The sequence below is a fragment of the Arsukibacterium sp. genome (assembly GCF_018402695.1).
GTDB lineage: Bacteria > Pseudomonadota > Gammaproteobacteria > Enterobacterales > Alteromonadaceae > Alishewanella.
Map to the genome: position 1 here is coordinate 109,487 of NZ_JAGYIM010000017.1, position 23,846 is coordinate 133,332.

The window sequence follows — 23,846 nt, forward strand, 5'->3', positions numbered from 1 at the left end:
ATAGCACGTTGTATTAGAGTAAAACAACCGAAAAGGTTGAGCTAAGGTTTTACTCCGTTTTTATCTGCGCTGTAAATAAAAATGCCGACTTGCGTCGGCATTTTCTAAAAGCTTAAGCTTAGAACTCGTAAGAAACGTTCATAAACAAACGACGGCCTAACCAGTCATACTGACTGTAGAAGGCTGAGGTGCCGAGGCGGGTCACACCACCAATCGCGCTGACTTTTGGTGGTTCTTTATCAAAGGCATTGGCCACACCGAAGGTGAAATCAAGACCAGCATCCCGGAATTCTTTAGACACCGAGAATGAATGATAAACAAATGCATCTGAGTGTAATACCAGTTTAACTTCATCGCCACGGTATGAACCTGTATCACGATACTCACCAAGGCCATAACGGGTGTAGTTAGACACTTCGCCAGTGTATCGCGCAGTCCAGTTAAAGGTCCAGTCTTCATAGTCAAGTGCGACCATCAGGTTACCAACGTCTCTTGGCCGGCCAAATTCACCGGTTCTGTCAATTGGTTCACTGGTCGCAAATAACTGCTGTGATGCCTGTAACTGACGGGTATGCTGGTAAGTTGCACTTAACTCACCTATTGGCGTATCTGTGCGGTAGCCAATTTGCATATCAATACCGCGATTAACCTGAGTCGCAATATTCAGGTAGCCCCCCCGCACATCGGTGATCCGTAAATCGGTTGGATCCCGATCAAACTGAGTACATAATGGTTCTGAGCTGAAAGTTTCCGACACATAACAGTTACCAACGATCTGACCGGCGCTTAAGTTCGTCACTTCACCTGTTATTTCGATGTTGAAGTAGTCAATTGACGCACTAACATCAAGGTCAGTGAACTCAGGGATCCAGACTAAGCCAACTGTTTTCGCTACTGAAGTCTCCGCTTCCAGCTGACCGGCACCACCACCAGTGGTGACGGTAGCAGAAATTGCACCGCCACCGAAATCTGCCGGAATACCATCCGCCGCACAGTTACTTGCTACGATCTCGCTTGTCGTGCCGGCTTCTAAGCCGTCACCCCAGTTAATACAAGGGTCGATCGCCCGCTGACCAACAAAGCTTGTTTGGTTATTCAGATACAACTCGTACAGGGCCGGCGAACGGAATGACGAGCCACGTGACGCCCGTAAGCGGAAACCCTGCCCAACCTGCCAGTTTAAGCCAGCTTTATAGGTGTAATCACTGCCATAAGACGATACGTCAGTGTAGCGACCTGAAATTGCAAAATCTAATGCTTCTACGAAAGGTAAATCTCGCAGGAATGGGATTTGCAGTTCAGTGAATACGGCTTTAGTGCTGTGTTTACCTTCGGTAATACCGGCAGAAGTCTGACCCCAGGTATTAGCGCGCAGAGTTTCTACGCCCGGGGTATCTTTGATTGAATCACGCTGATAACTGGCACCTACCGCCAGACCGATTGGCCCTGCTGGCAATTCGAATAAATCACCGGTGATAAAACCTTCCAGAGTTTGCTGTTTATAAACCGTATTACCTGTTTGCTCACCGAACAGGAAATCGCGCACTTCACCGGTAATATTACCGGCCAGGAACTGCGGATCTAACCAGGGTACATCAACACAAGGCACACCACGAATAGGGGTTACTTCACCAACACAAGAGCCAGAGGCAAAGTTGTATGGCGAAATAGCATCTTCATAAATTAATTCAGACTGATAGTCACCGTCACTATGGCTGTCCTGATAAGACAGATCCCAGAACCAGTTACCGAAATCGCCATTCAGGCCTAAAACAAAGCGGCGGTAATCAACGGTAATTTTATCGCTATTATGATCAGTAATTGCTGTCGGGCTTAACCATTGGGCACCGGTCCAGCCAGCGCTTAACGGGTCACCGGCAAAAAAGTCTTCGTTGTATTTGTAGCTCCAGAACTGACGATAACCATTTGTCTCGGTGGTACGGCGGTTTAATAAGACTTCACCATACAGCATCATGCTGTCGGTCAGTTCATAATCACCCTGAGCATAAGCGGTAATCACCTCTGTTTCTGGAATTAACGTTTGGAGATCCTGAAATGGGTGGTCAGCGTTCGCCACGGCATCGGACGCACGATCATATGCTACCGGAAACCAGCCTGGCGGGGTAACCATAAAATCAGGGTTGGTTGGATCGGTTGCAAAGCCAGGAATATAGTTGGCTAAATCGGCATCGTAATCAAACTGGGCCTTGGCACCAGCTGGCACGTTACCGCCAGCCCCCTGGTAGTCATACAGCCAGACATGACCCCATAATAAGTCGTTACAATGATAGCTGCCGGTTCTCGGGTCTATCGGATCTGCCCGCTCACCACTTTCCGGGTCAAAAATATAACGCTCGGCACAATTAAAGAAACTACGTTGCCCCTGCGCCAGCTCTTCCTGTAGTTTATAGTCGCCCACTACCCGGAATGAACCGCGGCCGAAAGTCTTACCATAAGTTGCATCCAACTGAATGTTTTCGCCACCGCTTTCGCTTGGTTGTGAAGTGTAAAGGTTAACTGAACCTTCATCGCCCTTTTTAGTGATTATATTTATAACACCGGCCACCGCGTCAGAGCCGTACAGCGATGATGCACCGTCTTTTAAGATTTCAATCCGGTCAATTGCTGATAGCGGCAGTACGTTAGGGTCGAAAGACGAGACCTGGCCACGGGTACCGGCAGGGCCTGCCCGGCGGCCATTTAATAAAACAAGAGTACGGTTAGCACCTAAGCCCCGTAATGAAATATTCTCTGAACCGGTACCACCTTCAGTAACAAAAGCAGTCGACGCTGCCGCTGTGATCTGATTGGACCCTGCTGCCACAGTGGAATTACGTAACAACTCACCCAGGTTGCTGATACCCTGGCTGGCCGCTACGCTGGCGTTAATAACTTCTATCGGCGCGGCCTGATCCAGACCGTCGGTCCTAATACGTGAACCGACCACCTGAATACGTTCGGTTTTCTCTTCGGCTTTTTCTGTCTCATCCGTCTGGTCCTGCGCTTGCAGGCTGAACATTGACGACGCCAGCACACAGCTGACGGCTAACGACAGTGGTTTCTTCCTGGTAAATGGAGCGAAATTTTTCATATGAGCTTCCTGAAAGTTTTTTTATTATGTTCTTTATTATATATTGCGGCGGCGACGGACAACGCAAATTTGTCAAAGTTCAACCGACACCTGAATCTATACTAGTGGCTGCTAGGGGAATTGCAACGAAAAATTGATTTTTGCTGGCAATTGAATGGAGAAAAGTTGTTATGTACCGGTAATTATCCATAAAAAAAACCGCCTGAAGGCGGTTTTTTAAAAATATATAAAAGTTGTTACCAACCAGTCAATTCTTTCAGGGCCTGACCAATATCAGCAAGACTTTTCACGGTTTTAACACCAGCATCTTCCAGCGCGGCAAATTTCTCTGCTGCTGTACCTTTACCACCAGAGATGATAGCACCGGCGTGGCCCATCCGTTTACCTGCAGGTGCGGTAACACCGGCAATGTAAGACACTACGGGTTTAGTCACGTGCTGTTTGATATAGGCAGCCGCTTCTTCTTCAGCTGAACCACCGATTTCACCTATCATCACGATAGCTTCGGTTTTTGGGTCTTCCTGGAACAGTTTCAGAATATCGATAAAGTTGGAACCCGGAATTGGGTCACCACCAATACCAACGCAGGTAGACTGACCGAAGCCATGATCGGTCGTTTGCTTAACCGCTTCATACGTCAGGGTGCCAGAGCGTGACACTATGCCGACTTTACCTGGCTTGTGAATGTGACCTGGCATAATGCCAATTTTACATTCACCCGGCGTGATAACGCCCGGACAGTTAGGACCAATCAGGGTAACGCCTAATTCATCACATTTAACTTTAGCGTCCAGCATATCCAGGGTAGGAATACCTTCAGTAATACAAACAATTAACTGAATACCGCTATTCGCCGCTTCAAGAATAGAGTCTTTACAAAAAGGTGCAGGCACATAAATAACAGATGCAGTTGCACCAGTCGCGTCAACCGCTTCCTGTACTGTGTTGAATACTGGCAGGCCAAGGTGAGTCTGACCACCTTTACCCGGCGTTACCCCACCAACCATTTTTGTGCCATAAGCAATAGCTTGTTCAGAGTGGAAAGTACCCTGGGCACCGGTGAAACCCTGACAAATTACTTTGGTGTCTTTATTAATTAATACGCTCATTACTTACCCCTTATGCCTTAGCCGCTGCTGCAACCACTTGCTTGGCAGCACTGGTCAGGTCTGTGTCAGCGATGATGTTCAGGCCGCTCTCAGACAGTACTTTCGCTCCTAGTTCTGCATTGTTACCTTGCAGACGAACAACGACAGGGACTTTAACGCCAACTTCTTTCACCGCGCCAATAACACCTTCCGCAATCATATCGCAACGGACGATACCACCGAAAATGTTAATAAATACGGCTTTAACTGCATCATCAGACAGGATAATTTTAAAGGCTTCAACTACCCGCTCTTTGGTCGCGCCGCCGCCAACGTCCAGGAAGTTAGCTGGTTGACCACCGTGCAGTTTCACGATATCCATGGTACCCATGGCCAGACCAGCACCATTTACCATACAACCAATGTCACCACCTAATGCAACATAGTTCAGTTCCCATGATGCCGCATGAGCTTCACGTGGATCTTCCTGTGATGGATCCTGCATTTCTTTTAATTCTGGGTGACGGTACAAGGCATTGCCATCGATAACCAGTTTGGCATCTAAACAATGTAAGTCGCCTGCCGGGGTAATAACCAGCGGGTTAACTTCCAATAAAGCCAGGTCTTTTTCCTGGAACAGTTTGGCTAAACCCATAAAGATTTTTACAAACTGGTTAATTTGCTTACCTTCCAGGCCTAATTTGAAAGCCAGGTCACGGCCCTGGTATGGCTGAGCGCCAACTAATGGGTCGATAGCCGCTTTCAGAATTTTTTCCGGCGTTTCGTGCGCAACAGTTTCAATTTCCACGCCACCTTCAGTGGACGCCATAAACACGATACGACGTGAAGCGCGATCAACAACCGCACCTAAATACAATTCCTGTGCAATATCAGTACAAGGTTCAACCAGGATACGGCTAACCGGCTGACCTTTTTCGTCAGTCTGGTAGGTTACCAGGTTCTTGCCAAGCCATTTCTCTGCGAAGGCTTTGATGTCTTCTTTGCTTTTAACCAGCTTTACGCCACCCGCTTTACCGCGGCCGCCAGCGTGAACCTGAGCTTTGACAACAAACATATCGCCGCCGATTTTATCTGCAGCTGCTACCGCTTCTTCTACAGTAGCTGCGGCGATGCCTTTAGATACAGGCAAACCATATTGGGCAAACAGTTGTTTACCCTGATACTCGTGCAAATTCATGGCTATTTTCCGTTCATTTGAATATGGAAGCTGCCCGTTATGGTGCAGCCTGATGTTTTGATCGGCGCATATTATAGAGCCAACCAGCGAAATACAAAATGCTGTTGCCCTAAAACAACAGCATTTTTGTGCACTTTTTTTGAATAATTAGATATCCAGTAAAATACGGGTCGGATCTTCCAGTAATTCTTTAATGGTTACCAGGAAGCCTACTGACTCCTTGCCATCAATAATCCGGTGATCATACGATAAGGCCAGATACATCATTGGCAGTATTTCCATCTTGCCATCGACAACCATAACCCGGTCCTGAATTTTGTGCATACCCAAAATCGCGGACTGCGGTGGATTAATAATGGGCGTAGACATTAATGAACCGAAAACACCACCGTTAGTGATAGTGAAGTTACCACCGGTTAAATCTTCCATGGCCAGCTTGCCATCACGGCCTTTTAATGCCAGCTCTTTGATTGATTTTTCAATCTCAGCCAGGTTCATCTTGTCACAGTCACGCAAAACCGGCGTCACCAGACCCCGTGGCGTAGATACAGCAATACTGACATCAAAGTAATTATGATAAACAATGTCATCACCATCGATGGCAGCATTGACTTCCGGGAAGCGCTTCAGTGCTTCTGTTACCGCTTTAACATAGAAAGACATAAAGCCCAGGCGAATACCGTGGCGCTTTTCAAAAACGTCCTGGTACTGCTTACGCAAATCCATAATTGGCTTCATGTTCACTTCGTTAAAAGTGGTTAACATGGCAGTAGAGTTTTTCGCTTCCAGCAGACGGTTGGCAATTGTTTTACGCAGGCGGGTCATCGGTACCCGCTTCTGGCTGCGATCACCGCTAACCGCTGCAGGCGCTGAGCTAGCAGAGCCACTGGCTTTACTGCTACCTGCTGCAACAAACTTTTCCACGTCTTCTTTGGTTACCCGGCCATTTTTACCGCTGCCTTTAATTTTGCTGGCATCCAGACCTTTTTCAGAAATCATCCGGCGCACTGATGGGCTTAAGGCATCATCGTTACTGTCATCAGACTTAGCATCTGCTTTGGTTTCAGATTTGGCATCATCTTTGCCAGTTTCTTTGTCATCTTTTTTAGCTGACGAATCATCTTTCTTTTCGGCTGGTGCCGCACCAGCTTCCATTTTACCGATAACTTCTTCTGCGGTTACCGTTGCACCAGTGTCATGAATGATCTCACCCATGACGCCGTCGGCCTGAGCAACCACTTCAAGTACAACTTTATCAGTTTCAATGTCAACTAATACCTGATCGCGTGTTACGGCTTCGCCTGCTTTAACGTGCCAGGTGGCGATGGTTGCGTCTGCAACAGATTCTGGAAGTACGGGTACTTTAATTTCCACTTTTTCACCTTTTACCGGTTAGTCTTATTTCGTTCAACCGGCCCGTATTGCGGGCCGGACAATTTGTTATTTAATGGTCAGAGCGTCGTTAACCAGCGCTTGCTGCTGCTTATTATGTACTGATAAGTAACCTACCGCCGGCGACGATGAAGCTTCACGCCCTGCATAGCTCAGATAGCCTGCTTTAGGAATTGCAGCACGGAAATGGTGCTGGCTACAGTACCAGGCTCCCTGGTTCTGCGGCTCTTCCTGACACCAGACGAAATCAGTAACATGCTGATACTGGCTAAGTACTTCCAGCATCTCGTCATGCGGGAAAGGATACAACTGCTCTACCCGGATAATTGCAATGTCAGTCTGCTCCCGCTTACGCCGTTCTTCCAGTAATTCGTAGTACACCTTACCGCTACAGAATACAACTCGCTTGACGTCTTCTGATTTGATGTCATCAATTTCACCGATTACATTGTGAAATTTGCCTGAGGCCAGTTCTTCCAGGGTCGACGTAGCCTGTGGATGACGCAGCAACGATTTAGGCGACATTACAATCAATGGCCGGCGCATAGGACGCACAGTCTGTCGGCGTAACATATTAAACACCTGAGCTGGCGTCGTTGGCACACAAACCTGCATATTGTGATCAGCACATAACTGCAGGAAACGCTCCAACCGTGCTGAGGAGTGTTCAGGACCCTGACCTTCATAGCCATGAGGTAACAATAGCGTTAAACCACATAAGCGGCCCCACTTTTGCTCGCCAGAACTTAAAAACTGATCAATAACAACCTGGGCGCCGTTAGCAAAGTCACCAAACTGGGCTTCCCAGATAACCAGAGCACGGGGTTCAGCAGTCGCATAACCATATTCAATGGCCAGCACCGCTTCTTCTGATAACGCAGAGTCAAAAATCTGAAATGGCCCCTGCTCATCACTGATTTTATTCAATGGCGTATAAGTACTGCCATCTTCCTGGTTATGCAGTACTGCATGACGATGGAAAAAGGTACCGCGGCCCGAATCCTGGCCAACAAAGCGGATCCGGTTACCCTCAGCTACCGTTGCTGCGTAGGCCAGTATTTCTGCCATACCCCAGTCAATTTTTTTCTCGCCAGTTAGCATTAATGCCCGGTCTTCATAAACCCGGTTCACCTGACGTTGCAACGATACGTTATCAGGTACACTAATGGCTTTTTCGCCCAGTGCCACCAGCTTTTCCACCGCCAGGCTGGCATCATAAGTTGCATCCCAGTCATGACCGAGGAAAGGTGTCCAGTCGACCGAAGGTTCTGTCATTGGCCGCCACTCGTCCACAACACAGTCGCCTTTATCCAGGGCATCCCGATAGTCGCTGATCAGCGTTTTAACGTCATCCTCAGTACAAACGCCCTCTTCAACCAGTTTACTGGCATAAATTTCGCGTGGTGTCGGATGTTTCTTGATTTTCTGATACATCAAAGGCTGAGTAGCATTGGGCTCGTCAGACTCGTTATGGCCATTACGACGGTAACAGAACAAATCAATTACCACATCGCGTTTAAAGGTATTGCGATAATCAACCGCTAATTGGGCAACAAATACCACGGCTTCAGGGTCATCACCATTAACGTGAAAGATTGGTGCCTGAACCATTTTAGCGATATCAGTACAGTATGGTGTAGAGCGGGTGTCTTCTGGGTTCGAGGTGGTAAAACCTACCTGATTGTTAATAACAACCCGCACTGTGCCACCCACTTTAAATGCGCGGGTTTGGGAAATGTTAAAGGTTTCAGCAACCACACCCTGCCCGGCAAATGCAGAATCACCATGAATGGTAATCGGCAGCGCCAGCGAACCATCAGTGCAGCCACGGCGATCTAAGCGGGCACGCACTGAGCCAATGACTACCGGATTAACAATTTCCAGATGCGATGGGTTAAACGCTAATGCCAGATGAACATTACCACCTTTGGTTTCAAAGTCTGATGAGAAGCCCATATGGTATTTCACATCACCGGCACCAACAACTTCATACTTACCGGCAAATTCGTCAAATAACGTCGACGGATTCTTACCCAGCACGTTGATCAAAGTATTAAGACGACCACGGTGTGCCATACCAATAACAGAATCTTTGGCACCCTGCTCGCCGGCACGGTGAATCATCGCTTTGAGCATAGGGATCATGGCGTCGCCACCTTCCAGACCAAAGCGCTTCGCTCCAGGGAATTTAGAGCCTAAATATTTTTCCAGACCATCAGCCGCTACCAGACCTTTTAAAATCTGCAGCCGGGTTTCTTTATCAAAAACTGCGCTGGATTGCGTGCCTTCCAGCCGCTGCTGGATCCAGCGTTTCTCGTCAGTCGACACGATATGCATATATTCCGCACCGATAGAACCACAATAGGTTTTTTCCAGTGCTTTATGCAACTCGCCTAATTTCATCGTCTCCTGACCACTGGCAAATGATCCAACATTGAACTCAGTATCGTAATCAGCTTCAGATAAGTCGTGGAACGACAGCTCAAGGTCGCGGACCCTGGGTTGCTTCCAAAGATTCAATGGGTCAAGGTTGGCGTGCTGATGCCCCCGAAAACGATAAGAATTGATGAGTTGCAGCACTTTGACCTGACGTGTGTCAGTCGCACTGCCAGTATTAACAACCACCACTTCGCGGTGTTTGTTACGGGCTAAATCGGCAAATTGCTGACGAATATCAGCATGTCGAATTTCAAGATCGACCCCATCGATTTTTGGTAAACCGGCGAAAAACTCTCGCCATTCGTCACCAACACTGGTGGGCTCTGCTAGGTAGGATTCATAGAGTTCATCCACATAGGCCATGTTACCACCGCCAAGATGTGAAGACTCTAACCACGCCTTCATTACACCTTCGTGCATTTAGTTTCCCTTATTTCTGAGCACCTGGAAAAAAGTAGCAAAAAAACCGTCATTTCGCTCGCGAAATGGCCGGTTTTTCAAACATTAACTAAAATAAGGGCGCATTACAGCGCCCGGTTTAACAACATCGATTTAATCTGGCCAATGGCTTTAGTCGGGTTTAACCCTTTCGGACAAACATTAACGCAGTTCATGATGCCATGACAACGAAATACGCTGAAGGCATCATCTAAATCATTTAAACGCTGTTCTGTTGCTGTATCACGACTGTCCGCCAAGAAACGATAGGCGTGTAATAAACCGGCAGGGCCGATAAATTTGTCCGGATTCCACCAGAACGATGGGCATGACGTTGAGCAACATGCGCACAAAATACACTCGTATAAGCCATCAAGCTTAGCGCGCTCTTCCGGGCTTTGCAAAAATTCACCCGCTGGCGGTAACTTAGCATCGTTAATCAGATAAGGTTTAACTTTCTCATACTGGGTATAGAACTGGCTCATATCAACAACCAAATCCCTTACTACCGGCAGACCTGGCAATGGCCGAACTACTATTTTGCCACCTTTACCTTTACCCAGCGCAGACAATGGCGTAATACAGGCAAGACCATTTTTACCGTTCATATTTAAACCGTCAGAGCCGCAAACGCCTTCACGACAGCTGCGGCGAAACGATAAACTCGGATCCTGCTCTTTTAACTTTAACAGGGCGTCCAGAACCATCATATCGCGGCCTTCCGGATTTTCCAGAGTATATTCCTGCATCCGCGGCGCGGTATCCACATCAGGGTTGTAACGGTAAATTGAAAATTCCAGTGTAGTCATAATACTGCGCCTCTTAATACGTACGTGCTTTTGGCGGGAAAGATTCACGGAACTTCGGTTCCAGGTTCACTTTGCGCTTAAACATAGACTCAGTGTCAGGCGTATACACACTATGACACAACCAGTTCTCATCATCACGGTCCGGGAAGTCAAAGCGGGCATGAGCACCACGGCTTTCAGTCCGGAAATTGGCGGCTACCGCGGTTGAATACGCTGTCTCCATCAGGTTATCCAGCTCTAAACATTCAATCCGCATGGTATTAAAGTCTGAACTCTTATCGTCCAGCCGGGCGAACTTCAAGCGTTCACGAATTTCTTTAAGTTCAGCCAGGCCTTCGGCCATCGCCTCACCTTCACGGAATACCGAGAAATTAAGCTGCATGCATTTCTGCAAATCTTTCTTAATTTGCACCGGGTCTTCCCCCTGGCCGGCTTTACTTTGCTCCCAGCGCTGGGTGCGGGCTAAAGCGGCATCTAGATCAGATTGTGATGCCGGACGCGCTTCCGATGTGGCAGCTAATGCTTCACCGAGGTGTAAACCGGTAGCCCGGCCAAATACCACTAAATCAAGCAGCGAATTGCCGCCTAAGCGGTTGGCGCCGTGCACCGATACACACGCAATCTCACCACAGGCAAATAAACCCGCCACAACCGACTCAGAACCATCAGCTTTCGGGCTGATAACCTGGCCATTTACGTTAGTCGGGATACCACCCATCATATAGTGGCAGGTTGGAATAACCGGAATAGGCTCTTTAACCGGATCAACATGAGCAAAAGTCCGTGACAGCTCACAAATACCTGGCAAGCGGCTTTCCAGTACTTCTTCGCCAAGATGGTCCAGCTTCAACTTAATGTGAACACCCCAAGGGCCATCGCAACCACGACCTTCACGAATTTCTGTCATCATGGAACGGGCCACAACATCACGGCCGGCTAAGTCTTTAGCATTGGGCGCATAACGCTCCATAAAGCGCTCGCCGTCTTTATTCAGCAGATAACCGCCTTCACCACGGCACCCCTCTGTTACCAGCGTACCGGCCCCGGCAATACCGGTTGGGTGGAACTGCCACATTTCCATATCCTGCAACGGCACACCAGCGCGTAACGCCATACCAACACCGTCACCGGTGTTAATGTGGGCATTGGTGGTAGAGGCATAAATACGGCCGGCGCCACCGGTCGCCAATACAGTAGCTTTAGCTTTGAAGTACACCACTTCACCGGTTTCAATATCAATGGCAGTACAGCCAACAATGGCGCCATCCTGATTTTTGACTAAATCAAGCGCGTACCACTCAGAGAACACCTGTGTTTTATTCTTTACGTTTTGCTGATATAGCAAATGCAATAACGCGTGACCAGTACGGTCAGCTGCAGCGGCAGTCCGTGCTGCCTGCTCACCACCAAAGTTTTTCGACTGACCGCCGAATGGCCGCTGATATACCCGGCCATTTTCAAAGCGCGAAAATGGTAAACCCATATTTTCCAGTTCGGTAATCGCTTCCGGACCGGTCTTACACATATATTCGATAGCGTCCTGATCACCGATGTAATCTGACCCCTTGACGGTGTCAAACATGTGCCATTCCCAGTTATCTTCATGGGAGTTCCCCAGGGCAACCGTAATACCGCCTTGAGCAGACACCGTGTGTGAACGGGTTGGGAACACTTTGGATAATAATGCACAGGTTAAACCTGATTGAGTGATTTGCAGCGCGGCACGCATGCCTGCTCCGCCGGCACCAATTACAATGGCATCAAACTCTCTTACTGGAATATTCACTTAAGCACCCCACAACACAAATAAGCCGACCGCGACATAACCAAAGGCCAGTGCGTAAAGGAAGAATTGCAAAACAGCACGTAACCGAGCTGATTTAACGTAATCAGTCAGTACCTGCCACAAGCCTATACGGGTATGCACGGCAATAGAGATCAGCGCCAGCAGGGTAAAGACTTTCATCGCCATGTTAGCAAATAAGCCCTGCCACACTTCGAAGGTAACCTCGGGGGTGACTAAGAAGAAACCAAGAATAAATAAAGTATATAATGCCAACACAATTGCACTGGCACGTAATGATACGTAATCCTGAACTCCATCACGCTTCAGACTTGCCTGATTCAGAACCATAACCATACTCCTGCTAAAACTGCTAATACAAGCCACAACACCATGATGATATTGGCACTTAAGGTACCTGACTTCAGCTCTTCCCAATGTCCCATGTCCATCACAAGATGTCTGACACCTGCTAGCAAGTGATAAATTAACACTGTGATAGTGCCCCAGGCGATAAACTTCGCCAGATGTGAGGTCATAAGGGATTGCACATAGTCAAAGCTGGCCTGGCTTTGCAATGAATATGCCCATGCCCAGATAACGAACACAAGGGCGAAAAACATTGCGACACCGGTAACCCGGTGCAAAATCGATGCTTTGGCAGCTGCAGGTAATGAGATCGTTGATAAATCTAGATTTACTGGTCTTTGCTTTTTCACAGTTTCTTGCCTATCGATGCTCGTACAGAGCTTAGTTGTTGTTTTAGGTGCTGCAAAAACAGCTACCCGCCCTGGCGATATACTCGTTTTTGCTCAAGCTGGTTCAACAAAAACTATCTGGCTGGTGAACTGATTTTACGCCGGCAATAGTATATATTTCATAAGCGCTTATTACAATTTTTGTTTAGTTTTAGCCGGAAAATTCCGCATGCGAAACATTACACATTCAGGGGTTGCTGACAATACTACTAGAGTCGAATACTTATTAAGCAAATACGCATTAAAATTGACTTTTAGGGGCAGTTTGCGAGTAGAATAGCGGCAATACCCTTAGAATCCGAAACTACAACAATTAGGAGAAATCCAATGGCAGATAAAAAGGCCGTCGTGCAGATAGATGGTAAGTCATTTGAGTTACCGATTTATTCTGGCACGGCTGGTACTGACGTAATTGACGTTCGTACGCTCGGGCAGCAAGGTTATTTCACATTTGATCCGGGCTTTATGTCAACGGGCTCCTGCGAATCTAAAATTACTTATATAGATGGCGACAACGGCGTATTGTTGCACCGTGGTTATCCAATTGAACAGCTGGCGGAGCACTCAGATTACCTGGAGTTGTGCTACTTGCTGCTTGAAGGTGAATTACCTAAAAAAGAGCAATATACCGATTTCGTCACCACTATCACCCGCCATACCATGGTACATGAAAAAATCGCCTCGTTTTTTCAGGGCTTCCGGGTAGATGCCCACCCGATGGCAATGCTTTGCGGTGTAGTTGGTGCTCTGTCGTCGTTCTATCATTCTGATTTAGATATTAACGACCCGGAACAACGCAAACGCAGTGCCCACCGCTTAATTGCGAAACTGCCAACCATCTCAGCCATGGCGTATAAATACACCGTTGGCCAGCCGTTTGTGTATCCTCGCAACGATTTAAGTTACTCTGAAAACTTCCTGCATATGATGTTTTCAGTGCCCGCTGAAGATTACAAAGTCAGCCCTATTCTGGCCAAAGCCATGGACCGGATCTTTATGTTGCATGCTGATCATGAGCAAAATGCCTCTACCTCAACCGTACGTCTGGCAGGGTCGTCTGGTGCCAACCCTTATGCCTGTATAGCGGCAGGTGTTGCTTCACTGTGGGGGCCTGCTCATGGTGGTGCTAACGAGGCTTGTCTGAAGATGTTGCAACAAATTGGCTCTGTCGACCGTATTCCGGAATTTGTCGCCCGGGCGAAAGACAAAAATGACAGCTTCCGCTTAATGGGCTTCGGTCACCGGGTATACAAGAACTTTGACCCACGTGCCAAAGTTATGCGGGATACCTGCCATGAAGTACTGAAGGAGCTGAACGTTAAAGATCCATTGTTAGACGTAGCAATGGAGCTGGAGCGGATCGCGTTGGAAGACTCATACTTTATTGAGAAGAAACTGTACCCGAACGTCGATTTCTACAGCGGCATTATCCTGAAAGCCATTGGCATTCCAACCAGTATGTTTACGGTAATTTTTGCGATGTCACGTACCGTTGGCTGGATTTCCCACTGGGACGAGATGCTGGGCGAAAAAGGCCACAAAATCGGTCGGCCACGTCAGCTTTACACTGGCTACGCCAGCCGTGATTTTAAAAAGCTTGGCCAACGCTAATCGTTACTGAGTTAAAAAGCGGCGACCTTCGCCGCTTTTTTTATGGCTGAAAGCTGACCTGTAACCTTGCTATCTTTTACAGCACAACCGACAATTCGCTTAACCTACTAACCTTCTGAGACCTTATGCAGCCTTTTGACCCTGTAAACTTTCGTGGTCAGTTTGCGTTTTTTCAGCACAACCCGGCTTGGGTTTATCTGGATAACGCCGCCACCATGCACAAACCAAATGTTGTTGTGGATGCCATGGCCAGGTTCTACCAGCACAATAACAGCAATGTGCATCGCGGTGCCCATACGTTAAGCCAACAAGCCACCCAGGCATTTGAACAAGCCCGCGATGATATTGCGGCTTTTATTAATGCCAGTGCCCGCCAGCAAATAATATTTTGTAGTGGCGCTACTGCAGCACTGAACCAGATCGCATTTGGCCTGATGCATACCGTGCTCAGGGCCGGTGACAGAGTATTAATCACCGCGCTGGAACATCATGCCAATATCGTGCCCTGGCAGATACATTGCAGTCAGTACGGGGTCATCCTGGATATCGTGCCACTTACCGCTGATTATCAGGTTGATCAGCAGGCTTTTACTGAATTGCTGGCGCTCAAGCCTAAGGTGGTTAGTTTTAGTCATATCTCGAATGTGTTGGGACATATTCAGCCCGTTGCTCAAATGGTTAGTCAGGCAAAGGCTGCAGGCGCGCTTACTGTTATTGACGGTGCTCAGGGCATCGTCCATGACAAGGTAGATGTGCAAAGCCTGGATACCGATTTTTATGTCTGGTCCGGCCACAAATTGTATGGTCCGACTGGAATTGGAGTCTTATACGGCAAAACCGCAGCACTTGAGTTACTTACGCCACTTTTTGGTGGTGGCGAGATGATTAGCGAAGTTAACTTTAGTCACAGCTTATTTAACATTCTGCCATTCCGGTTGGAAGCCGGCACGCCAGACATAGCAGGTGCTATAGGCCTGGCAGCCGCCTGCAACTGGATACAAAAATTTAACAGCGAGCAAGTGAAAAGCTATAAATCAATGTTATTAAAACAGTTCTTTGCCGGACTGAATCAGATTGACGGACTGGATATTTTGTCTTCGCCTGTGCATAATGCCGGTATCGTAGCGCTGAATGTACAAGGTGAACATCCTGCAGATGTGGCAGAACTCCTTAATCAGCAAACCGTAGCAGTCAGGGGTGGGCAGCATTGCGCTATGCCTTTCTTCAGCCTGTTAGGGTTAGCTGGCGCAGTCAGATTCTCATTCGCGCCCTATAACACTGAAACAGATGTGGCAACCAGCCTGCAAGCATTAACGCAGGCCGTGGAGATACTAACGGCATGACCCTGGATCAATTACTCACAGACACCAAACCCGCGCTAAGTCAGATTTATGCCGAAGACTTACCAGAATTAACTCAGGCGAAAGACTGGCAAAGCAAGTATCGTATTCTGATGCAATTAGGCCGCAAATTGCCGCCAATTCCTGAAAAAATGAAACAGCCGTCGCTGCTGGTTAAAGGCTGTGAGAGCCGCGCTTGGCTGATGCATTACTACAATCAACATCAGGATCAGCACTTTTTCGTATTGGACAGCGAAGCCCGGATTGTCAAAGGGTTAATGGCGATCATGCTAAGCCTGGTAAATGGCATGAGTAACACCGAATTAAAAAAGTTTGAACTGGCGCAGGCGTTTGACAAACTCAATTTAAAACCCTACCTGAGCCAGTCCCGTGGCAGTGGCCTAAATGCCATGATGGCCAGAATTAAAGACTGCTGTCATTAAGCTTTGCTGACTGATTAGCTTTAGCTGCAATTTTCTGCAATACCCTGGATACCGCGGCTAAACCGAAGCTGGCCGTTACCACAGTAGTAGCACCAAAGCCGCCACTACAATCTAACCGCATACTGCTCACTTCACCGTCGCTTGTCACTTGAGGTGTTTTTTGCTGACAGACACTGCCATCCGGCTGGGGGTAAACCAATTGTTCGCTAGAAAACACACAATCTATGCCAAATCGGCGTTTCGGGTTTCTGCTGTAGTTATAATCGCGACGCAATGTATTGCGTACTTTTGCCAACAGCGGATCATTGATAGTCTGGGTTAAGTCGGCAATCTGAATTTGGGTGGGATCGGTCTGGCCACCAGCGCCACCGGTGCTAATCACGTTAATTTTGTTACGCTTACAATGCGCCAGCAAAGCGACTTTTGCTTTAATTGAGTCGATAGCATCCACGACATAAGTCATTTGAGGCGTAATCAGCTGGCGCAGGTTATCACTGCCAATAAAATCTTCTACCTGATTGACGATACATTCGGGGTTTATTGCGTTAATTCGCTGGGCCATCACAGCAACTTTATCCTGGCCTACAGTATCAGTTAGCGCATGCAGCTGCCGATTTATATTACTGATGCAAACATCATCAAGGTCGATCAGGGTGATTTCACCAATCCCGGAACGCGCTAACGCCTCCGCCGCCCAACTACCCACGCCACCGATGCCTATTACACAGACATGAGCCCGGCTGAATGCCTGTAGCGCAGAGATACCATATAGCCGGCCAATACCGGCAAACCGAAGTAAGTAATCAGACATTTTTAGTTTTTAACCTGTTGCGGTTGTTGATTGCGGTTGTTGATAGTCAGGCCAGTTCAGCAGCCACGGCTCAGCCCATTGCTGCCATGCCCCTGCCGCACCCAATTGCTGAAAGTAGCCACCTTGCGCTGGCTGTACTTTGTATTGATACAACTTACCTGCCAGGCTAAAACTCAGCGCATATGCATGTAAATAAACCCGATCTGCTGCTGCGCCCTGATACAGCACGTCACCGGCAATGGCCGCTCCGACGCTTTTTAATGCCACCCGGATTTGATGGGTTTTGCCGCTGTAGGGCTTTATCAGAAAGGCCCGCAAAGGCAAATCAGCAAAACCCTGGCTAATAAAATAACTTACAGCAGGATTCTTTTGGCTTTTTAACAACTTCCAGGCACCACGCCTGGCGACTGCCATGTCCCCTTTTACCCAACCCTGCTTTTTAGCAGGTTTGGCAAAACTCAGCGCCAGATAATATTTCTGCACCTGATGAGTACTGAACAGACGGGTAAGCTCTGCTGCAACTTCAGTGCTGCGGGCCAGCACAATTAAACCCGAAGTTACTTTGTCCAGCCGGTGCACCGCAAACAATTTAAAACCAAGTGCCTGCTCAGCCTGAACGACCAGGCCAGCCCCCTGCTCTGAGTGAAAGCTCACCCCGGCAGCTTTATTAAGCACCACAAATTCAGGTGTCTGCACAACCAGCTCAAAGGCCAGGCTCATTGACAATAACTCATTGTTGACTGCTCATTAAGCCAGGCTCAATGCATGCAGACGGGCTTGCTCCAAATCGGCTGGTGTATCAACCCCGACTGCGGGCGTTTCCAGTGCAGTATCAACATGAATGGCTTCACCTTGCCACAATACCCGTAATTGTTCGAGGCTCTCAATTTGCTCTAAAGCAGATGCAGGCCAGTTGACGTAATGCTGAATAAAGCCGGCCCGATAAGCATAAATGCCGATATGGCGTCGGTAATGACTGGCCAGATCATCTGCAACAATGCCGTCTCTGTCGTAGGGGATGACACTTCGGCTGAAATAGAGTGCATAGCCCTGTTTATCGGTTACGACTTTAACAATATTCGGGTTACGAATTTCTGCTGCATGGCGAAGCGGCACGGCCAGGGTCGCCATCCGGGCTTTTTGCTGACCTGCCAGGTTCTCGGCTACCTGGCGAATAATTAGCGGCGGAACAAAAGGCTCATCGCCTTGCACGTTGACAACGATAGTCTCTGGGCCCAGTTGTAATTTACTGACCACTTCGGCCAATCGTTCAGTGCCGGAATTGTGATCGGAGCGGGTCATGCAGACTTCGCCACTAAACTGGTCGACGGCAGCGGCGACCCGGGCGTCATCTGTCGCGACTACCACCCGGCTGGCGCCACTTTGCAGTGCCTGCTGATACACCCGCTCAATCATGGTTTTACCGGCAATATCGGCCAGTGGCTTTCCCGGCAACCGGCTGCTGGCATAACGGGCAGGAATAACTACGACGAACGCCATTTTTTAACCTCTTCCGAGCTTAACTGCTCTGCTTCATCGGCAATCAGCACCGGTATATTATTACGTACCGGATAGGCCAGCGCATCCGCCAGACAAATTAACCGCTGTGCGGTTTTATCGTATTTAAGTTTGCCTTTACATAACGGGCAGGCCAGTATTTCAGTAAGCGCAACGTTAATAGCCATATTCATTCCAGTAATTGGGTAATTTTATATATAATTTCAATGCTTTCTTTCGATGTAAAACTGGCATCGACCGGCAGAAAATACCAGTTGTCGCGGGCAAAATGCTGACATTTTACCGCGTCTTTTTCGGTCATCAGCACCGGGCCACTGATATCGTTAAAATCGGCGGCGCTAAAATGGTGATGATCAGCAAAAAAACGCTGACCAATCACATTAAAACCCGCCTGTTGCGCCGTTAGCTGAAACCGCTGCGGGTTACCTATCCCGGCTACCAGGGTCACGGCTGATGGTGCAAGCACCGTATCAGTAAGTAAACTTTTTGCCCCGGAAGTACTCAGCTGCATCTGATAATCAGCCTGGGCAATCTCACCTGAATTAGCGATAACCAGGTCCACATTCGCCAGCCTGGAGCGCCGCTCACGCAGTGGCCCGGACGGTAGCAGCAAGCCATTGCCAAAACCGCGCCGGCCATCTACCAGCACTATTTCTAAATCACGGGCTAAGCGGTAATGCTGTAAGCCATCATCACAAATAATAATATCCACCTGATAACGGGCCAACAGCGCCTGGCCAGCGGCAACCCGGTCCGGACAAACCACTACCGGGCACTTGCTTCGCCTGGCCAGTAACAGCGGCTCATCACCCACCTCACTGGCCAGACTCTGGGCGGTTACCGCTGTCGGCGTGTTAATTTTAGCACCATAGCCGCGGCTGATAATACCGGGACGCAGGCCTTTTGCCTGCAGTTGCTGGCACAGCCAGAGCGTAAAAGGCGTTTTACCGGTACCCCCAACACTGATATTACCAACGATAATAACCGGCACGGCGAGTTGGTAACGGCGCCTAAGGCCAAGCCGGAACAGCCATGCTCTGCCAACACTGAGCAGCCAATACAGGGCGGTCAACGGCAGGAGCAATACAGATAACCAATGCCCTTTTTGATACCAGCTTTGTTCCAGCAGGGTCATTGTTCAGCGCCAAACTGCATTTTGTAAAGCTGCGCATAAGCCCCATTACTGGTCAGTAACTCGGTGTGTGTGCCCTGCTCAATTATCCGCCCCTGCTCCATAACAATAATCTTATCTGCCTGCTCAATGGTTGACAGGCGATGAGCAATGACAATATTGGTACGACCTTTTAGCAATTCATCCAGCGCGGCCTGAATTTTTCGCTCTGATTCAGTATCCAGTGCCGAGGTGGCTTCGTCCAGCACCAGGATTGGCGCCTGACGCAACAGGGCACGGGCGATAGCGATACGTTGGCGCTGGCCGCCGGACAAACTGACGCCATTTTCACCAATAACTGTATTTAAACCGTCGGTTAACTGATTAGCAAATTCCAGTACGTGGGCTTTTTCCGCCACTTGTTGTATCTGCTCGGCACTCACCGGCTCTGCCATACCATAGCTGATGTTATTAGCGATGGTATCGTTAAACAGCGTAACGTGTTGCGACACTATCGCCATCTGGCTGCGCAGCGAACTTAACGTACACTGGCGGATATTCTGGCCATCAATGGTAATATCGCCACTGTTCAGCTCATAAAACCGCGGTAATAAGCTAGAGATGGTGGTCTTACCGCTGCCAGAGCGGCCGACCAGGGCAATCGTCTGGCCTGCATTAGCGCTAAAGCTAATATCAAACAGCACCTGCTTGTCATGACCCGGATAACTGAAGTTAACCTGATTAAACTGAATATCACCTTTGATATCCGATAACACTACGGTGCCGGTATCCTGTTCTACCGGTTGGTCTAAAATAGCAAATACACTTTTTGCTGCTGCCAGGCCACGCTGAAACTCACTGTTTACTGTAGTTAACTGCTTTAACGGCCGCAGCATAATTACCATTGAGGTGACAATAGTGGTAAAGGTGCCCGCAGACAGGCTCTCCAGCATTTCCGGGAAACTGGCCATATACACCACAAAAGCCAGGGCAAAAGAGGCAATAACCTGAATAGTGGAAACGCTGATCGCCCGGGTCGCTTCCATTTTCACATCTTGCTGCCGGGTTAAATTATTGACTTTAAAAAACCGCTGTTTTTCGATCTGCTGACCGCCAAAAGATAAAATAACCTTATGGCCATTAAGCATTTGCTCTGAGCAGGTCGTGACATTGCCCATCGCATTCTGAATATTGCGGCTAAGCAGCCGGAAACGTTTGGATACAAAACTGACCACTACAGCAATAACCGGCGCAATAAGCAGAAAAATAGCCGATAACTGCCAGCTCATCATAAACATCATTACCAGCAAACCGATAACAAAAACGCCTTCCTTAAGCAGTACCGATAACGAACGCGAAGTGGTTTGTTTAATTTGCTCGGTATTGTAGGTAACTTTAGAGATCAGCTCACCGGTCGAATGCTGATCATGAAAGCTGACCGGCAGGCGCATATAATGTTCAAATAACTGCTGGCGCAGCGTTTGTACCACATGGGTACCTACCCAGTTAAGACAATAGCTGGCAATAAAATTAAACGCGCCACGTAACATAAAAATAAGCACAATAAACACCGGTGCGTAACGCAGGTAATCGGTGTTTTTATCATTAATGCCAACATCAATAAAATCAGGCAGTTTCGAGATGAAGTACACGTCAATCAGCGCATAGCCCAGCATACCCAGCGCTGCAGCCAGAAAACCGAATTTGTAAGGGATAACATAACGTAACAGACGCCGGGCGGTGCCCGCCTGCTTAATTTCAGACACTGACAATGGTTAATCCTGCCATTTAGAATTTGCTGTATTCTAGCGTGTTGTTGCCAAGGTTTCAGCAATTGCCGGTGGCTTTTCCAGCCAAAAAGGTAATCTTTGCCGTCGCCAGCCGCTAACGTGTAGGTTTTTCGCGTCAAACTCAACGGTGATAGCACCATAGTCTGCGGTATTAAGCAAGGGTACCCGTAGCAGTGCCAGCCGTTGTTGCACTGCAGTTGCCGGATGTTGATAACCATTCATAAAGGCAGCCGCATTTAATGCCAGCACCGGCTGCACCCGTTCAAGCAAGGCCAGGCTATTCACTGCCGCACTGCCATTATTGGCCAGGATCAGCACATCTGCTGTCAGGTCTGAATGCCGGCTAATTAAAGCATGTTCCGTTGCCGGGTCAATTCTGCCGGGGATCAGCAGCCGCCATGACCCTATCGTCATCCGGACAATACAACTGTCAGCGCTGTCCGTTGTCAGTACTTCCAGCCGCACACTCCGGTATAGGGCGGGTAATTGAGCACAACCATCAATGCCGCGCTGTTGACTGAAACGTGTCAGGCTTTGCCTGCCGACCTGATAATGCGTCAGCAAGGTCCAATGCCGGCTGCGCTCCGTGCGCTGCTGGCGAAACAGCACCACGTCGAGCTGAAGAATGCCCAGTTGCCGCAATATGGGTTGCAATTGATTTTCTGCAATATCCTGAGTTGCCCTCCCGGGGGCCTGATCATACAGCAAGCCATGACGGCCATGCTGTAATAACACCAGCTGGCGCTGACCACTATCCAGTAAATGCAACTGCCATTTCTCGGCTTGCAGGCCACTACCAGTTAACAACAGTAAACACAATGGCAGTAACAGCAGACCGGCTTTTCTGTGATACACCAGCAACACCAACAGTAGCAGCACCATTAATCCAACGGTAATACCGGAAACCTGAGCCAGCGGCCACCAGAGGGGCAGCTGAGCGCTACGCTCTAACCACCACAGCATCGGCAACAACGCATAATCAGTGGCCTGCCATAGCCAACTGACATTCAGCCCCGTTACTGTTAACAGCAAACTAGCCAGTAGCAACGGAATCGCAACCAGACTGCACCAGGGCACAAATAGCAAATTTGATAACAGCATTAGCGGGCTGAACCCACCAAAAAAAATAATTCCAAGCAAGGTCATCAGCAAACTTAACAATAAATGAAAGCTGAAAAACCATTTAAGGCGGGCCCGCCAATGGCGGTCGGTTAACGGATAGCGCCACAGCGCAGTAAATATAATTGCCACTGCCAGCACCGACAGCCAGAAGCTGCTGCTCAGCGCCCAGAATGGCTGCATCAGCAATAACAACGTAACGAGTAACAACCAAAAACGGCTAAGTGGAATGGTTGCCAGCTGGCTGCGGCAGATAACCAGGAGCAGCAGCGCAATACTGGCTCGCAACGTTGGTATGGCAAAATTGGCCAGCCAGGCATACAACAGAGCAGCCCCTAACGCCAACACTAACAGCAGTAGTTGGTGGTGCCGGATAGCTAACAGGCCTTTACTCCAGCCACCCAGCCAAATTACCCAGCCAAATACTAAGCCAATATGTAAACCTGATATTGCAAGCAAGTGTCCCAATCCAGAATGCTGTGCCCCCAGCCACAGCTGGTCTGAAAATTCACGCTCGCCAACTGCCAGCGCTTTCATTAATGGCGCAGTGCGGTATGGTGTGATAGCGTGCGTCAGCTGTTCAACAAGTTGCTGGCGCAGCGAGTATTGCTGTTGTAACAAAATATGCGGACCAGGAGCGACCTGTCCGGACGCCACTATGGCGTTTATATAAGCTGAGGTTTCAGTATTAAAGCCAGCCGGGTTGGCAAAACCGTGTATCGGTTTAAGCTGCACGCGCAAACGCCAGTGCTGGCCAGCTGCTAAGGCCGGAGGTTGTTGCCAGCGTAACGACAACCTGTAGCCTCTGGCTGGCCCGTTTAGCACTGTTGCACTAAGCTGGGTATAGTCCGGATACACCCTCGGCGCAGCATCGATGTGGACCATTACAGCAGAGCCTGCCAATTCAAGCACCGCACGTTGGCCAATTTGATGCTGCTTGTACTGCCAGCTCCAGCTGGCCAGGAAGCAGCTGACACCCAATAAAAACAGAATTGGCTGGGGCCAGCGCCGGACAAATACCATTAAAACCAGCATTACAAAAAAAATACTGAAAAAAGGTGGCACTATCGGCAAAAATAACGACAATAGGCTGGCTGTAATAACTCC

19 protein-coding genes are annotated in these 23,846 nt (G+C 48.7%); 3 read left to right on the top strand and 16 right to left on the bottom strand.

Translation table 11 applies throughout. The features are described from left to right. Nucleotides 1-118: 118 nt before the first annotated feature. From KG631_RS11055 to sdhC, 9 genes are all read right to left on the bottom strand, one after another. On the bottom strand, nt 119-3,091 hold the full coding sequence (locus tag KG631_RS11055) for a TonB-dependent receptor (protein ID WP_213999785.1): 2,973 nt from the start codon (nt 3,089-3,091) through the stop codon (nt 119-121). A 236-nt stretch (nt 3,092-3,327) separates the two neighbouring features. Continuing rightward, the gene (sucD, locus tag KG631_RS11060; protein WP_213999786.1) at nt 3,328-4,200 is read right to left on the bottom strand and encodes a succinate--CoA ligase subunit alpha; all 873 of its coding nucleotides are present in this window, start codon (nt 4,198-4,200) and stop codon (nt 3,328-3,330) included. Nucleotides 4,201-4,210: 10 nt separating this feature from the next. Beyond that, nucleotides 4,211-5,377: an ADP-forming succinate--CoA ligase subunit beta gene (gene sucC / locus KG631_RS11065; protein ID WP_019675590.1), complete on the bottom strand. Its 1,167-nt coding sequence runs from the start codon at nt 5,375-5,377 to the stop codon at nt 4,211-4,213. A gap of 147 nt (nt 5,378-5,524) precedes the next feature. Then, complete coding sequence (gene odhB / locus KG631_RS11070) at nt 5,525-6,751, bottom strand: 2-oxoglutarate dehydrogenase complex dihydrolipoyllysine-residue succinyltransferase (protein ID WP_213999787.1); 1,227 nt, start codon at nt 6,749-6,751, stop codon at nt 5,525-5,527. 66 nt (nt 6,752-6,817) lie between these two features. Then, entirely contained in the window at nt 6,818-9,628 is a 2,811-nt protein-coding gene (locus tag KG631_RS11075) for a 2-oxoglutarate dehydrogenase E1 component (RefSeq protein ID WP_213999788.1), read from the bottom strand. A gap of 104 nt (nt 9,629-9,732) precedes the next feature. Further along, nucleotides 9,733-10,455 (bottom strand): succinate dehydrogenase iron-sulfur subunit, encoded by a 723-nt coding sequence (locus KG631_RS11080; RefSeq protein ID WP_213999789.1) that lies wholly within the window; start codon nt 10,453-10,455, stop codon nt 9,733-9,735. Nucleotides 10,456-10,468: 13 nt separating this feature from the next. Next, on the bottom strand, nt 10,469-12,241 hold the full coding sequence (sdhA, locus tag KG631_RS11085) for a succinate dehydrogenase flavoprotein subunit (RefSeq protein WP_213999790.1): 1,773 nt from the start codon (nt 12,239-12,241) through the stop codon (nt 10,469-10,471). Further along, on the bottom strand, nt 12,242-12,589 hold the full coding sequence (gene sdhD / locus KG631_RS11090) for a succinate dehydrogenase, hydrophobic membrane anchor protein (RefSeq protein WP_026349296.1): 348 nt from the start codon (nt 12,587-12,589) through the stop codon (nt 12,242-12,244). Beyond that, the gene (gene sdhC / locus KG631_RS11095; protein ID WP_141397718.1) at nt 12,580-12,957 is read right to left on the bottom strand and encodes a succinate dehydrogenase, cytochrome b556 subunit; all 378 of its coding nucleotides are present in this window, start codon (nt 12,955-12,957) and stop codon (nt 12,580-12,582) included. The genes sdhD and sdhC overlap by 10 nt, the downstream gene beginning before the upstream one ends. Nucleotides 12,958-13,323: 366 nt before the next feature. Here sdhC and gltA point away from each other — a divergent pair, with 366 nt between their 5' ends. The 3 genes from gltA (at nt 13,324) to KG631_RS11110 (ending at nt 16,390) form a co-directional block, all read left to right on the top strand. After that, nucleotides 13,324-14,607 carry a citrate synthase gene (gene gltA, locus KG631_RS11100; protein WP_213999791.1) on the top strand — a complete coding sequence of 428 codons (1,284 nt, stop codon included), beginning with the start codon at nt 13,324-13,326 and terminating at the stop codon, nt 14,605-14,607. Nucleotides 14,608-14,732: 125 nt separating this feature from the next. Continuing rightward, a complete protein-coding gene (locus tag KG631_RS11105) occupies nt 14,733-15,950 on the top strand; it encodes a cysteine desulfurase (protein WP_213999792.1) in 1,218 nt (405 codons plus the stop codon). Next, the gene (locus KG631_RS11110; RefSeq protein WP_213999793.1) at nt 15,947-16,390 is read left to right on the top strand and encodes a SufE family protein; all 444 of its coding nucleotides are present in this window, start codon (nt 15,947-15,949) and stop codon (nt 16,388-16,390) included. The genes KG631_RS11105 and KG631_RS11110 overlap by 4 nt, the downstream gene beginning before the upstream one ends. Here KG631_RS11110 and tcdA read toward each other — a convergent pair. From tcdA to KG631_RS11145, 7 genes are read right to left on the bottom strand one after another with little or no spacing between them, the layout of a single operon-like run. After that, nucleotides 16,371-17,201 carry a tRNA cyclic N6-threonylcarbamoyladenosine(37) synthase TcdA gene (gene tcdA / locus KG631_RS11115; protein WP_213999794.1) on the bottom strand — a complete coding sequence of 277 codons (831 nt, stop codon included), beginning with the start codon at nt 17,199-17,201 and terminating at the stop codon, nt 16,371-16,373. The genes KG631_RS11110 and tcdA overlap by 20 nt on opposite strands. A 9-nt stretch (nt 17,202-17,210) precedes the next feature. After that, nucleotides 17,211-17,921, bottom strand: coding sequence for a pseudouridine synthase (locus KG631_RS11120; RefSeq protein WP_213999795.1), 711 nt, complete (start codon nt 17,919-17,921; stop codon nt 17,211-17,213). A gap of 27 nt (nt 17,922-17,948) precedes the next feature. Further along, nucleotides 17,949-18,701, bottom strand: coding sequence for a 3-deoxy-manno-octulosonate cytidylyltransferase (gene kdsB / locus KG631_RS11125; protein ID WP_213999796.1), 753 nt, complete (start codon nt 18,699-18,701; stop codon nt 17,949-17,951). Continuing rightward, complete coding sequence (locus KG631_RS11130) at nt 18,686-18,886, bottom strand: Trm112 family protein (protein ID WP_301003763.1); 201 nt, start codon at nt 18,884-18,886, stop codon at nt 18,686-18,688. The genes kdsB and KG631_RS11130 overlap by 16 nt, the downstream gene beginning before the upstream one ends. Nucleotides 18,887-18,888: 2 nt before the next feature. After that, nucleotides 18,889-19,854, bottom strand: a complete 966-nt coding sequence (gene lpxK / locus KG631_RS11135) for a tetraacyldisaccharide 4'-kinase (protein WP_213999797.1) — start codon at nt 19,852-19,854, stop codon at nt 18,889-18,891. After that, the gene (gene msbA / locus KG631_RS11140; RefSeq protein ID WP_365868929.1) at nt 19,851-21,596 is read right to left on the bottom strand and encodes a lipid A export permease/ATP-binding protein MsbA; all 1,746 of its coding nucleotides are present in this window, start codon (nt 21,594-21,596) and stop codon (nt 19,851-19,853) included. The genes lpxK and msbA overlap by 4 nt, the downstream gene beginning before the upstream one ends. A 39-nt stretch (nt 21,597-21,635) precedes the next feature. Continuing rightward, nucleotides 21,636-23,825 (bottom strand): DNA internalization-related competence protein ComEC/Rec2, encoded by a 2,190-nt coding sequence (locus tag KG631_RS11145; protein ID WP_213999799.1) that lies wholly within the window; start codon nt 23,823-23,825, stop codon nt 21,636-21,638. Nucleotides 23,826-23,846: the final 21 nt, after the last annotated feature.

Coding starts and splice junctions, on each gene's coding strand:
- KG631_RS11055 (WP_213999785.1), bottom strand. CDS start 3,091: ATGAAAAATTTCGCTCCATTTACCAGGAAGAAACCACTGTCGTTAGCC.
- sucD (WP_213999786.1), bottom strand. CDS start 4,200: ATGAGCGTATTAATTAATAAAGACACCAAAGTAATTTGTCAGGGTTTC.
- sucC (WP_019675590.1), bottom strand. CDS start 5,377: ATGAATTTGCACGAGTATCAGGGTAAACAACTGTTTGCCCAATATGGT.
- KG631_RS11075 (WP_213999788.1), bottom strand. CDS start 9,628: ATGCACGAAGGTGTAATGAAGGCGTGGTTAGAGTCTTCACATCTTGGC.
- KG631_RS11080 (WP_213999789.1), bottom strand. CDS start 10,455: ATGACTACACTGGAATTTTCAATTTACCGTTACAACCCTGATGTGGAT.
- sdhD (WP_026349296.1), bottom strand. CDS start 12,589: ATGGTTCTGAATCAGGCAAGTCTGAAGCGTGATGGAGTTCAGGATTAC.
- gltA (WP_213999791.1), top strand. CDS start 13,324: ATGGCAGATAAAAAGGCCGTCGTGCAGATAGATGGTAAGTCATTTGAG.
- KG631_RS11105 (WP_213999792.1), top strand. CDS start 14,733: ATGCAGCCTTTTGACCCTGTAAACTTTCGTGGTCAGTTTGCGTTTTTT.
- KG631_RS11110 (WP_213999793.1), top strand. CDS start 15,947: ATGACCCTGGATCAATTACTCACAGACACCAAACCCGCGCTAAGTCAG.
- tcdA (WP_213999794.1), bottom strand. CDS start 17,201: ATGTCTGATTACTTACTTCGGTTTGCCGGTATTGGCCGGCTATATGGT.
- KG631_RS11120 (WP_213999795.1), bottom strand. CDS start 17,921: ATGAGCCTGGCCTTTGAGCTGGTTGTGCAGACACCTGAATTTGTGGTG.
- kdsB (WP_213999796.1), bottom strand. CDS start 18,701: ATGGCGTTCGTCGTAGTTATTCCTGCCCGTTATGCCAGCAGCCGGTTG.
- KG631_RS11130 (WP_301003763.1), bottom strand. CDS start 18,886: ATGGCTATTAACGTTGCGCTTACTGAAATACTGGCCTGCCCGTTATGT.
- lpxK (WP_213999797.1), bottom strand. CDS start 19,854: ATGACCCTGCTGGAACAAAGCTGGTATCAAAAAGGGCATTGGTTATCT.